The following is a 12,175-nucleotide window of genomic DNA, read 5'->3' on the forward strand; positions in this document are numbered from 1 at the left end:
TGCCCTCGATCCCCGCGACCCGTCTGATCTTGCCCGCATCGTCGAGAACCAGGGCGAGCTTGTCGCCTACGCGGACACGTGCCATGACCACACTCCGGCCGAGCCCGTCGAGTACGTGATCCTGGAGATCACGCTCGCCACTACGTCACTCTCTCTGTAATCGACAAGGCCCATGCGCAGTGACGCCACGGTGATATATGGGCGTCACACTAATGGGATGAAGCTTGAGCTCGGGGAAGAGGCGCGCGCGGGTGCTCGTCGGGGTCGACACGAGATCCGCTCCCAGCTCACCGATCGCAGCAGGGGCGGAGTTCCCTTGCCCGCTTCGCAGGCAAACCATGCCGCCGCTGCTCTCGGAGCCGATGTGTCTGACGTCCGCGTGCATCAACATCCCGACCACCAGCGGTTGGCAGCGGACGCTGGGCTCGCTGCCGTCACTGTCGGTCGTGATGTCTATATGGGCCGCGCAGCGATATCTGCGCCCGCGAGCATCCGCGACGCGATTCTTGCCCATGAACTCGTTCACGCAACACAGCAGCGCCGCGCCGCCGCCGAGTCACCCCGCCCCGAGCGCCTGCTCACTCATGGGTCGGCTGTAGAGGAACGTGAGGCAAACGAGGTAGCACCGCACGTGTTTGCAGCAATGGCACGCGGGGGTGCGCCGACTCGGCGGAGCCTCAACCACGGCATATTGCCGGCTCCGTTAGGACTGTACGGATGCTCAGAGGATGCCGTTCAGAAAATGAAGAACCGCAAACACGAACTCGAAGACGTAACAAAGCAAGGGTCAGGAAAGTCGTTCGGCGAGGTCGGAGCCGCGTATACCGAAATCGTTGACCTAGAACACGATTTAGCCGTGAAGGAGACTGGCCGAGGACTCTACAAAGGCGGAAAGTCGACCGACACCAGTTCAGCCAAGGCGACCGACTGCACTCTGATCGTATTCCAGATTTTGCGCGACACCTTTAATCAGCAGGGACGTAGCGCTGAGTGGGCGAAGGTCGAGAAGAAGTATCACGCGAATACCAAGAATCGAGGAGGACAAGCAGGACACGGGTCAGGAGTCGACCTTCAGGCGGCGCTACAGTCGGAACTTGGCTGGAAAGGGATCTACTGGGCGCCCGACCCCACATTCGCCTACAAGGACGAGGATGTTTCGAGAGTTAAAGGATCGGAGGCTAAGTACTCGAGCGATATCGCGAAATCGAAGGGCACGTACTACAAGGGCTTCGGAAAGAAGAAAGGCTATCCGGGTGTTCGAGTCGATGAACTTGTCGTCGGGTACGCACCAGAGCCCGGGAGTACGACGACGGCTGATTCAACCGGACTCAACAAGTTGAAGAGGCTCCCGTTTGGGGTCATGTCAGCTCACGGCGGGTATCACATGACTCTGATTACGTCGGGCAAGGTGACGGAAGTCCATTGGGAATCCCCTTCGACGACTCCAGACGTCATAACGAGAGAAAATCTTGAGTCGTGGGCGATAGGCCCGAGGAGCGGTATTCACTATTTCGCCAGCGGTGCCATCGTTGCGCCCGCGGAAGACGTCGACGCCGCGTTCAGATAACCTCATCGAGCAGAGGTTCTACTGAAGCGTCGAGGTCCCACCTCAGCGTTGTGTGCTGGTCGGTTAGACGGCAGGTGCCGTTATGCAGGGGTTGGCTGGCCACGATCGCGCCGCCAATTCCTCCCCTGCAGACGTAGACGCCGACGAGTTGTTGCTGCCAACGGGGCTTGTGTGGTTTCAAAGACACGGGCAATGGCCGGGCCAAATCTGTTAATCGCCATCATGCGAGGTCGCCGTCTCAGCGGGATGACACGGTGACGCGGAGGTGACGTGCAGCCTTGACGCTCGAAGCGTGCACTTGAGTACGTACCCCAGGGTCGAGCGGTGACCGACATGCTACTCACGACGTTCCGTTTCGAGGTGACATTCGATCGGGTGACCGGCGACGGCCCGCAGCGGCTCGGTGACGGCGGCTTCCAGGAGGTTACCGGCCTCGAGGTTGAGATGGAGATCGCGGACCTTGGCGAGGGCGGCCGCAACGACGCCGTCACCCGCCGGATCGGGCGGGCGAAGTTCCAACCCCTCGTATGTAAGCGGGGAATGTTCGGCGCGTCGGGCGGTGACGCGGAATCTGAACTGTGGCAGTGGTTCCAGGACATCGTCTCGGGTGTGCGGCCCGTCCGCCGCTACGACGGCTCGGTCCGGGTCCAGGACCAAGCCGGGGCCACGATGGCCGTGTGGCGCTTTTTCCGGGCAGTCCCGAGCAAGATCGTGGGCCCCCAGCTCAACGCCAAGAGCGGCGAGATCGCCGTCGAGGAACTCCACCTGGCCGCGGAGAGCCTGCATCTCGAGGGCACGACATGAGCGCGTTGGAGAAGGCGGTGCTCGAAGCACTCGACCGGCAGGGCAAGGTCACCGACACTGTCCGGGTTCAGTTCAACCCGACAACAATGCAGCTGCAGATGTCGAACAGCATCGACGGCGGCAGTACCCGGGGGCGCCAAACCCAGCAGTACAACGGGACCTCGAGCACGACGCTGAGCCTCGATCTGGAGTTCGACACCGCAGACGAGGGGACCAACGAGCGGCCGGTCGATGTGCGGACCCGAACCACGCAGGTGGCCCAGTTCGTGTTGCCCGGCGGCGAGGCTTCCAAGCAGGCCCCGCCGCGGGTGAAGTTCCGCTGGGGAACATTCGAGCTGACCGGTGTGATGTCGAGCCTCACCGAGGAGCTCAGCCTGTTCGCAAGCGGCGGTGCACCCTTGCGCGCGAAGGTCAGTGTCCAGATCAAGGAGCAGGACCCGAAGTTCGAGGCATTGGAACGCGGCCCGGGCGCCAACAAGGACAACAAACCGCCAGCGGCGGGGGAGAGCGGCCCGGCGGCAGCGGGCGCTGTGGGGACGAGCGGCGGCGGCCTCGTCGACAAGGCGGCATCGGCGCTGGCGGGGGAAACCCCGGCAGACTTCCTCGCCCGCAACGGGCTCGCGCCGGAGGCGTGGCGCGCCTTGGGTGGTGCGCTGGACGACCTTGCGAACGGTGTCGAGTTGCGGGCCGGCGTCAGTGTGGAGTTCGCCTCGTCACTCTCGGTCGGGGCGGGCGTCGGTGTGTCGGCGGGGTTCCAGGCCGGGATCGGTGCCTCCGTCGACGTGTCCCTCGGTTTGGCGGCGGGCATCCGCGGTGGTGCAGGTCCCGGTGCCGGGCTCCTGCAAGGATTCGCACTCTCCTCGGCTGGCGGGCCGACTGCTGCCGCAGAGACGGCGAAGGCCTCCGCGGCCACCGCGGCAGCCGACGCCGCTCGCGCGAGCTTCGGCATCACGGCAGCGGAAGCGATGCCGACGACCGCCGGAACTGTCAGCCGCCGCCCCCTCGCCACCGCGGTGTCGAGCCGGACCCAGCCGGCGACGGCGGCCCCGCCAGCCCCACTTCCACCCAACTCCGACCGCCGCAGCACCTCCTACGGGTGGGGCGTCCCGCTGCGTGACCAGGTGTCCGTGCCAGGATCACAGGCCGCCAGTTACGTTGTCGTCGGGTCGACCTCGCCCGTCGACGTCTCCGGCCTGTCCCGCCGCCGCGGCCGGGCCGCACCGTGGGAGCGACTCGCCCCGACCGCCTCCCGTGACGTTGCCGACCGCGAGCAGCACCGTCGCCGCCCGAGCTGCGGGTGCCATCGTTGTGACCCACTACGGGGAGGTATGTGATGACCGTCCATATCGGCCAGATCACCTCCGAGGTGGACGCGACATCACCCGCCACCGCAACGGTCGCCGCCGGTGACAAGGCCGACGAATGGGAAGAACGGGCACGTCTAGCCGCGATGCTCGACAGGCTCGAGCGAGACCGTCGCCGCACATCCACGGGGTACGGCGATGACTGAGACCGCAGTCCACCCATATGCGTCGCGCGCGCCGGTGTTCGCGGTCGACGACCGCACCGAGGGTGCGCTCGGGCGTGATCTGCTCCGGCTCGACATCGAGGAGGGCGCGCTCGGCTTACGGACTCTGGTTGCCCATTTCCACGCGATCGGCCCCGACAGCGACGGTTCCACCGAACGGCTGTCCTACCTCGACGGCGGAGTGATCGATCTCGGCCGTGCGATCGAGGTGATCCTCGGTCCGCCTGGCGGTGACCGGCAGCTGTTCAAAGGAACCGTGTCCGCGATCGAGACGTCGTTCGCCGAGGGCAGCGCCCCCTACATCACCGTGTTCGCCGAGGACGCGCTGATGCGCCTGCGACTGCGTGAGCGCACCGCGACCTACACCGACATGTCCGACGCCGACATCGCCGCCGACATCGCCGCCGACCACGGCCTCGGCGCGGCTGCCGCCGCCACCGGCCCGACGTATCCGATCGTGCAACAGTGGGAGGAGTCCGACCTGTCGTTCATCCGCAACCGGGCGCTGCGGCTCAACGCCGAAGTCTGGGTCGACAGTGACGACGTCCTGCACTTCGCAGACCGCGATCAGCGCGAAGGCGCCGAACTGCTGCTCGTGCAGGGTAATGAGCTGATCTCCGTGCACACTCGCGCCGACCTCGCCCACCAGCGTTCGGAGGTGAAGTTCCGCGGGTGGGACGACCGACAGGTCGCGGCGATCGCCGAGACAGCGGGGCCCGATGTCGTTGCTGCCGAGGTCGCCGGTGGACGAACCGGTCCCGACATCGTGCGGGACGCCTTCGCCGAGCCTGGGCTCTCGCGTGCGCGACGCGACGTGCTGAGCACCGCCGCCGCCGGCGCCTACGCGGAGGCGGAGATGCGCCGCCGGGCCCGAGCGTTCGTGACCGTCGACGGAATCACAGCGGGCTCGCCCGACCTCGTGCCGGGCGCCCGGCTCGACCTACGCCGCGTGGGGCAGCCCTTCGAAGGCGATGGGTACCGGGTCTGCCACGCGCACCACAGCTACGACCTCACCCGTGGCCACCGAACCCGGTTCCGGGCCGAGCGACCGACGGTGTCGAGATGAACGTACCGACAAGCCACCTGCCGCCCCGGCCCGACTCGGTGCTGCATCACGGGCTGCACCCGGCGACGGTTGTGGCGCTTGCGGGCGATCCCGAAAACAGGCAGCGGATCAGGGTCCGGTTCGACTGGCTGGCCGCGACCGAGGGCGGCGACCCGCCCGAGGCCTGGGCCGTGCTCGTCACCCCGTACGCCGACGCCGACCAGGGCTACCAGATGCTGCCCGAAATCGACTCCACCGTCGTCGTCGGATTCCTCGCCGGTCACCTCGACCACCCCTACGTGGTGGGCGCGGTGTGGAACGGCAAGGCGCTGGCCCCCGAGAGTTTCACCGATGCCAACCACAAGCGGCTCATCCAGACCCGCTCGGGCAGCCGGCTGGAGTTCGACGACACACCGGGTGCGGTCGCTGTGCGGATCACCACTCCCGGAGGTCACGACGTGATGCTGGACGACGCCGGCAAGAGCATCGAGATATCGGCGTCGAGCGGCGCGCGGATCACGCTCACCGCGGCCGGCGGCGTGACGATCGACGCGGCCTCCACGGTCGACGTCACGGCGGCGATGGTCACCGTCGATGCGCCGGTGAGCCAGTTCAACGGCATCGTCGTCTGCGAAACACTCATCGCCAAGGGCGGTGGAGTAGCGTCGCCGATGTACACCCCCGGCGCAGGGAACATCTGGTGAGCGCGTCCCTGGCCGCGGCACGGCGGCACGACTGGCGCATCGTGGCGCCCTGGTACCGCTGGGAGCGCGCCGACGGACTCGAGCCGGAGCGTGCCGCCTCCGCCGTACGACCCGTGTTCCAGAAGTACGTATCGACCGACTTCGTCGCAGACTACCTGCGTGACCCGCAGCGCTCGGTCGTCTTCGATGACGACATCGACGTCTATCAGACCGTCAAGGCGATCCCATCGGCCGAGCTGGTCGCCGACGACGGCCGGCTCCGGTCGCTGTCTCGGAGTCGACTGGTTCCCTCCGACACCCGAAAACTGTTCCTGCCCGCGCATCAGCGCTTCTACCTCGTCGCCGTCGGGATCCACTGCGACCGCCCAGGCTTTCCGAAGGTTGATCCCGACTCAATCTCCGAGGTCGGCTTCGTCGTCCGCCGGCACCGGGTGGAAGTGCCATCCGATGAGCGCGCACGCGGCGCGGCGCTGCTTGCGGAACTCACACAGTCCCGCGCCGTCGCCGGGTCCAGGCTCGAGCTCGACGCGGCAAAGGCGCGGTCACGAATTCTCCACCCGTTCAAGGCCAACAGCCGCGACCGAGTCGTCTCCCCACGCGCGGCGACCGTCGCCGCCCACCAGCAGCTTGAACTCGCCCGTCGGCGCCTGCGGGTGTGGGCTGACCAAGTCGGCGTCGCACATCGTACCGAGGCGTGGATCACTACCGGTGAAGGCGCCTTCGGTGAATGGGTAGCGACCGCCGACGAGCCGGAGGAGCTCATCGAGCGGTCATACCGGATGCGGCTGCTGACCCCGCCCCCCGACGAACCCCACCACGCGGCCCACGACGGCACGATCTACTTCGCGTCGGTTCCCACGGCGAGCGACGAGATCACGGCGGACGGCACGAGCCGCTTCAACGAACTCGACACGTACGAGGTCCGGGTGTTCGCGCGAGTGGACTGCGGAGACTGCCCTGGACCACTCGTGTGGTCGAACCCCACGCAAGTGTTTCGGCTGGCCTCGTTCTACGACCCGATGGGCAGCGCTCAGCGACCGGTCGAGGTACGGCTACCCGACTTCGCCGAGCTCGAAGCGACCGCGGCGATGCCGTCGGTGCGGATGTCAGCACCAGCGGGATCCAGCCTCGAGTTCTCGAAGTTCGGCGAGATCCCTACCAAGGGCAAGGTCGGTGTCGGGAAGGAGATCTGTTTCTTCTCCATCCCGCTCATCACGATCATCGCCCTGTTCGTGCTGAACCTGTTCCTGCCGATCGTCATCTTCGTCTTCCAGCTCTGGTGGATGCTCAAACTCAAGTTCTGCATTCCGCCGTCGATCGAATTCGAGGGTGAATTGGCGGCCGAGCTGAACGTCGAGCCACCCGAGCTGGAGGCCACCGCCGAACTGGACATCGACGTATTGACGGGGGTGGACCAGGATGCTCTCGCCGCAGTTCTCGCCGAGATCTTCGACCCGGCGGCCGACCCCGCGCTCGACCCCGTCCCCGCCGCCTGGAGGCTCGGCAGCCGGGTTATCGCCGGGTTCACGAACGACCCCCTTGCGAAGCTTGCGGTTCGTCGGGGCTACGGTTCGTCGGCCGACGGCGCCCCGACCTTCACCGCACCGATCACGGTAACCACCGCAGTGCGACGCGACCAGGTGGTGCACCCGTGACCGCGGTGACAACCCGGCTGGGCCGCGGAGTGGCCTTCCCGGTGCGCCCCGACGTCGTCCGTGGCGCACTCGCCTATCGCGCCGGCGCCGAGAAGGTCCGCGAAGCCATCGAACTCATCCTGCGGACCGAGCCCGGTGAGCGCGTCATGCGACCGAGGTTCGGCTGCGGCCTCCGCCAATTCCTCATGGAGCCGAACACCGTCGCCACGCGGGCGCGGCTCGAGCGCACCGTCGCCGCCGCCTTGGCGACCCACGAGCCTCGCATCTCCCTCGCGGCCGTCACGGCGACGCCGGGCGAGGACCCGGCCCTCGTCCACCTGACGATCCGCTACCAGCACCGATTCGATGCCACCCAGGGGCTGCTGGTCTACCCGTTCTACCTGGAGCGCTGAGCCATGCCGCTGCAGATCCCCGTGCTCGACGACCGCTCCTACGCCCAGCTACGCGACGAGCTGATCGCCCGCATCCCCGTCTACGCGCCTGAGTGGACCGACCACCACCCGAGCGACCCGGGCATCACGCTCATCGAGCTGTTCGCCTTCCTCGGCGAGAACCTGCTCTACCGGTTCAATCAGATCCCCGACGCCACCAAACTGGCATTCCTGGACCTGCTGCACGTTCCGCTGCGCCCGGCGATGCCATCCACCGGACAGGTGCGCTTCGAGGTCAAGGATGCCGGCGGCACCCTGGTGCCGCCGTCCACCAGGCTGCTCGCCGGCGAGGTCGCGTTCCAGACCCTCGACGAAACGACCGTGTGGCCGGTGTCGGCGCGGGCGGCCATCCGCGCCGCTGCCGACGTGGCCCTCGACCCCGACACCGAGGAATACCTCGCCCGGTCCGCCGCCGCGCTCGGCGCGTCGCGGGAGGCGGTGTCGTCCTACCGGACCTCGTTCGGTGCGCACGAGCCGATGCGCTCAGGTGGCGACGTCCTCGATCCCGCGCACGCCATCGACGGCAGTCTCTATGTGGCGCTGCTCGGCCCGGCCCCTGGCGCGGATCTCACCGCGATGGCCGGGGGCGCGCTCTCGGTCGGCGTCGTCCCCGCCTCGGATGTGCCGTCGATGCAGGTGCGAGCGCAGACGCCGTGCCCCGGCGCCGGGATGGCACCGCCGTCCCCGCCGATGCAGTGGCAGGTGTGCACGACCGATCCCGTCGCGGACGCGCCCGACCCCGCGACCGCCGACCCGGTGTGGCGGGACCTCGACGTCGTCGGCGACACCACCGCCGGGCTGACCCGTCCCGGCGTGGTGCGCCTGCGGCTGCCCGAGGATCTCACCGACATCGGCGTCTACGAGCCGACATCACCGGACGCCCTCGGCGCCGGCGACCAGCCACCGCTGGTCGAGGACCCCGAACTCCGCCAGCTGCTGGTGGCGTGGCTGCGCGTGTACCGACCCAAGGGCGGGGTCCTGCCGGCGATCGAATGGCTCGACACCAACGTGTCCCGGGTCGAGCAGGCGTCATCGGCGAGGGCGGAGTTCCTCGGGACCGGCACCGGCGAGCCGGACCAGCGGCGGCGGCTCGTCCACCCGAACGTCGTCGGCGAGGTCGAACTCGACGTCGAGGAGCTGGGTGCCGGCCGGTGGGTCGCGTGGACGCAGGTCGAGAATTTTCGGTCATCGACGGTCGACGACCGGCATTTCCTCGTGGACCGCGAGGCCGGCACGGTGAGCTGCGGCGACGGCCGGCGCGGACGGGTGTGGCAGATCGGCGAGCGACTGCGCGTACGGCGCTACCGCTACGGCGGTGGCGCGGACGGCGACGTCGCACCCGGTGCGATCGCTGCCGCTCCCGACACCGCCGGTGTCGCCGTCACCAACATCCTCCCCACCCGTGGTGGAGCCGACGCCGAGCCGCTGCCCGACGCCGTGGCGCGCATTCCCGACGAGTTCCGCCGCCACGACCGGGCCGTGACGGTCTCGGACTTTCGGGAGCTGGCCGAAGCCAGCCCCGGCGCCGGCGTCGGACGGGCCGAGACTCTGCGGCTGTTCCATCCGCGCACACCGAACGTGGAGGCGGCCGGAGTCGTCTCGGTGATCGTGTGGCCCCGCCGCGACCGCGATCACCCGAACGCCCCGCGACCCGACCGGACGATGCTCGATGCGGTGTGCCGGCACCTCGATGAGCGGCGGCTGATCACGACCGAGCTGCACGTGATTCCGCCCACCTACCGGCGCATCGCCGTCTCGGTCGGTATCTCCGTCAAGCCGGGATACGGCATCGAAAGCGTGCGCCGCTGGGTGGAGCTGGTCCTGCGTCAGTACCTTGCACCGCTCCCACCCTATGGACCCGAAGGGCGGGGCTGGCCGCTCGGACGGCGGGTGTTCGCGCCCGAGCTCGAGGCCGCCGCGCTGCAAGTCGAGGGGGTCGAGTTCCTCAATCAGGGAACCGTTCCCGGTTCCCCGTGCCTGCTCGGCCTTCGCCTCGCCGAGGAAGACGCCAACGGAACCTGGGTCGAGCCGGGCTCGCGCGCGGTGGACCTCGAACGATGGGAAGTACCCGAACTCACCACGATCTCCGTGGTGGAGGGGGCGCCGCTGGCACCGGCCGAGGGGATCGACCCCGCGGCACCCGCACACCCCGCCGTTCCGGTCCGTGCACCACGGGAGGTGTGCTGATGGATGCGGGCCGCCCGGCGTCGCTCGTCGCCACGTGTGATCAGTGGGTCCGCGCCACCCACCAGCACACGGCCGTCGACGGCATCCGCGGCGAGCTGCTGCTGTCCTGGACCGACCCCCCGCTCGTGCCGTCCCCGGGCGGTGACGCCTGCCCCGCCCGGGGACTGACGGTCGATCGTCTCTGCCGTGTGTACCGGTTAAGCCGCGGCGCCATCGACCGGCTCGTCGTCGGCCCGACTACGGGAGGTCTCGACTACGTCAAGCTGCCAGGCCCCGTCGTCGTTGTCGGGGGCGAACCGGGGGACGAATCACCGGGGCCTGAGTTCCGCCCACCCGCGACTCGCCCACTCGACGACGCGGTGGGGATCACGGTGGACGGGAACGACCGGCTGTTCGTCGCAGACCGCTCGTCCCGGTCGATTGCAGTGATGGACCTGTGGAGCCGACGGCTGCTACGCAGAATCGCCATCGCCAGCAGCCGACACTCCACCCGGCACCCGATGGGGCTCGCCAGCTGCGGCGCTGTCGTCCACGCCGCGGTGCGCGAGCCGGTCGGACTGCTGCGACTCACGGCCACCCGCGGACCAGTGGAACAAGCGCTCCCGTCGACGGTGGCCGACCTCCCGCCCGACGCCGTGCCGACCCGGGTCGCAGTCCTGCCCGATGGTCAGCCCGTGCTGCTGTTCCACGACGGTGCAGGTGAAGGCTGGCTGGTCGCGGGGCAACGCCCCGTACGCAATGTCGGGCCGGCCTCGGACATCGTCGTCGACGCCGAGGGGGCGTTGGTCATCGCGCCCTGCCGGTCCGATGACGGTCGCGCCACCTTGCGGCGGCTGGCGCCGACGGCGACCGGGTGGACCCGGACGCACCCGCTCGACGCGTCGGGCTACGACGGCAACGGCCTGGTCGTCACCCGCGACGGGCGGGTCGGCTACTACACCCCAGCCGGTTTCCGCCTTGCCGTCATCGCGCCAGTCGCCTACCACACCGACGGCTTCTGCGTTACCTACCGGCTCGACAGCGGAACGCCCCGGAATAAGTGGGGCCGGCTGTTCCTCGAGGCATGCGTCCCCGACGGGACATCATGCCTCGCCGGGACATGGACTTCCGACGACGAGTACGTGACGGAGTTGCCACACGTGCCGCCCGAGCCCGCCGCCTGCGTACCCGCTACGCCGACGGCATCACCGCCGTTGCCGCCCGCCGGCATCGTGACCGATCCAGCAGCGACCGTTGCCCCGCTGCACCGTCGGCCGGCGCCGATCACGCCCTGGTGGCCCGGCGTCGACCGGTTCGCGACGTTCGAGGCGCCGGTCACCGCCCCGCCCGGGCGCTACCTGTGGGTGACGCTGCGGCTGCGAGGAAACCAACGCCGCACACCGCGGGTGCGTGAGGTGCGCGTCGAGCGGACCTCACACACATTGCTACGGCGCCTTCCCGGGGTCTTCGCGACAGAGGAGCCCCAAGCAGACTTCCTCCACCGCTATCTCGCCACATTCGACGGGTTCCTCCACGACCTCGATGTCCGGTCGCAGCGCCGCGATATCCTTCTCGACCCGTTCGGGACACCCGCAGAGGCCCTCGACTGGCTCGCCTCGTTTGTCGGGCTGGTGCTCGACGGCCGCTGGGCGGAGGCGGCGCGGCGCCGACTCGTCGCCGAGATCGTCCCGCTCTATCGCCGGCGCGGGACGATGTGGGCACTCGCTCGCTACATTGCCATCTTCCTGGCCGGCGACAACGCCGCCGACACCACCCGCGCCTGGGTCGAGCCGATCATCGTCGAGCATTTCCGGCTGCGCGGCGTGGGCGGGCCGCTGCTCGGCGACGACCCCTCGCTGTCGAGCCGGTCGGTCGTGGGCGCGGGGTTCCGCGTCGGCGGGCAGGTCGGTTCACTCGATGACCAGCCGCTCGACACCGCCGACGAGCGCACGTCGATGTTCGCCAGCCACGCTCACCGATTCACCGTTCTCATTCCGCGGCCCCTCGGCGGCGAGCAGACCGAGGCGATCCGCCACATCCTGGACACCGAACGGCCTGCCCACACGGCGTACACCCTGTGCACGGTCGACGCCGGCATGCGTGCCGGCAGTGGACTCCATCTTGGCCTGTCGTCGATCGTCGGACCGACAGGAACGTTCGAGGCGGCGGTTCTCGACCGCACGCTGTTGGGGCGTGGCGGCATCCTCGGCGGCGCCTCCACCGGCATCGCCGTCGAGGCCAGCCGCCTCGGCACCACCGCGAGGGTGGGCTGACG

The 12,175-nt window shown here is 68.7% G+C and carries 10 protein-coding genes; all 10 read left to right on the forward strand.

Annotated elements, in window-relative coordinates:
- Positions 1 to 217 precede the first annotated feature (217 nt).
- The 10 genes from MLGJGCBP_RS49830 (at position 218) to MLGJGCBP_RS49875 (ending at position 12,173) form a co-directional block, all read left to right on the forward strand.
- Positions 218 to 1,567: an eCIS core domain-containing protein gene (locus MLGJGCBP_RS49830; RefSeq protein ID WP_201452927.1), complete on the forward strand. Its 1,350-nt coding sequence runs from the start codon at positions 218 to 220 to the stop codon at positions 1,565 to 1,567.
- A 333-nt stretch (positions 1,568 to 1,900) separates the two neighbouring features.
- Positions 1,901 to 2,371, forward strand: a complete 471-nt coding sequence (locus tag MLGJGCBP_RS49835; RefSeq protein WP_160093761.1) for a phage tail protein — start codon at positions 1,901 to 1,903, stop codon at positions 2,369 to 2,371.
- Positions 2,368 to 3,705, forward strand: a complete 1,338-nt coding sequence (locus tag MLGJGCBP_RS49840) for a CIS tube protein (protein WP_160093743.1) — start codon at positions 2,368 to 2,370, stop codon at positions 3,703 to 3,705. Before MLGJGCBP_RS49835 ends, MLGJGCBP_RS49840 begins: the two co-directional genes overlap by 4 nt.
- Positions 3,705 to 3,881 (forward strand): hypothetical protein, encoded by a 177-nt coding sequence (locus MLGJGCBP_RS49845; RefSeq protein ID WP_160093744.1) that lies wholly within the window; start codon positions 3,705 to 3,707, stop codon positions 3,879 to 3,881. The genes MLGJGCBP_RS49840 and MLGJGCBP_RS49845 overlap by 1 nt, the downstream gene beginning before the upstream one ends.
- Positions 3,874 to 4,965 (forward strand): phage late control D family protein, encoded by a 1,092-nt coding sequence (locus MLGJGCBP_RS49850; RefSeq protein WP_160093745.1) that lies wholly within the window; start codon positions 3,874 to 3,876, stop codon positions 4,963 to 4,965. The genes MLGJGCBP_RS49845 and MLGJGCBP_RS49850 overlap by 8 nt, the downstream gene beginning before the upstream one ends.
- The gene (locus MLGJGCBP_RS49855; protein WP_160093746.1) at positions 4,962 to 5,648 is read left to right on the forward strand and encodes a phage baseplate assembly protein V; all 687 of its coding nucleotides are present in this window, start codon (positions 4,962 to 4,964) and stop codon (positions 5,646 to 5,648) included. Before MLGJGCBP_RS49850 ends, MLGJGCBP_RS49855 begins: the two co-directional genes overlap by 4 nt.
- Positions 5,645 to 7,303, forward strand: a complete 1,659-nt coding sequence (locus MLGJGCBP_RS49860) for a hypothetical protein (RefSeq protein WP_160093747.1) — start codon at positions 5,645 to 5,647, stop codon at positions 7,301 to 7,303. Before MLGJGCBP_RS49855 ends, MLGJGCBP_RS49860 begins: the two co-directional genes overlap by 4 nt.
- Positions 7,300 to 7,695, forward strand: coding sequence for a GPW/gp25 family protein (locus MLGJGCBP_RS49865; RefSeq protein WP_160093748.1), 396 nt, complete (start codon positions 7,300 to 7,302; stop codon positions 7,693 to 7,695). Before MLGJGCBP_RS49860 ends, MLGJGCBP_RS49865 begins: the two co-directional genes overlap by 4 nt.
- A 3-nt stretch (positions 7,696 to 7,698) precedes the next feature.
- A complete protein-coding gene (locus MLGJGCBP_RS49870; protein ID WP_160093749.1) occupies positions 7,699 to 9,921 on the forward strand; it encodes a putative baseplate assembly protein in 2,223 nt (740 codons plus the stop codon).
- Positions 9,921 to 12,173 carry a phage tail protein gene (locus MLGJGCBP_RS49875; RefSeq protein WP_160093750.1) on the forward strand — a complete coding sequence of 751 codons (2,253 nt, stop codon included), beginning with the start codon at positions 9,921 to 9,923 and terminating at the stop codon, positions 12,171 to 12,173. Before MLGJGCBP_RS49870 ends, MLGJGCBP_RS49875 begins: the two co-directional genes overlap by 1 nt.
- Positions 12,174 to 12,175 lie beyond the last annotated feature (2 nt).

It is taken from the genome of Rhodococcus sp. T7 (assembly GCF_009872365.1).
Taxonomy (GTDB): domain Bacteria; phylum Actinomycetota; class Actinomycetes; order Mycobacteriales; family Mycobacteriaceae; genus Rhodococcus_F.

Bases quoted from the DNA above. Each gene is read 5' to 3' on its own strand.
- MLGJGCBP_RS49830 (WP_201452927.1), top strand. From the start codon at position 218: ATGAAGCTTGAGCTCGGGGAAGAGGCGCGCGCGGGTGCTCGTCGGGGT.
- MLGJGCBP_RS49835 (WP_160093761.1), top strand. From the start codon at position 1,901: ATGCTACTCACGACGTTCCGTTTCGAGGTGACATTCGATCGGGTGACC.
- MLGJGCBP_RS49840 (WP_160093743.1), top strand. From the start codon at position 2,368: ATGAGCGCGTTGGAGAAGGCGGTGCTCGAAGCACTCGACCGGCAGGGC.
- MLGJGCBP_RS49845 (WP_160093744.1), top strand. From the start codon at position 3,705: ATGACCGTCCATATCGGCCAGATCACCTCCGAGGTGGACGCGACATCA.
- MLGJGCBP_RS49850 (WP_160093745.1), top strand. From the start codon at position 3,874: ATGACTGAGACCGCAGTCCACCCATATGCGTCGCGCGCGCCGGTGTTC.
- MLGJGCBP_RS49855 (WP_160093746.1), top strand. From the start codon at position 4,962: ATGAACGTACCGACAAGCCACCTGCCGCCCCGGCCCGACTCGGTGCTG.
- MLGJGCBP_RS49870 (WP_160093749.1), top strand. From the start codon at position 7,699: ATGCCGCTGCAGATCCCCGTGCTCGACGACCGCTCCTACGCCCAGCTA.
- MLGJGCBP_RS49875 (WP_160093750.1), top strand. From the start codon at position 9,921: ATGGATGCGGGCCGCCCGGCGTCGCTCGTCGCCACGTGTGATCAGTGG.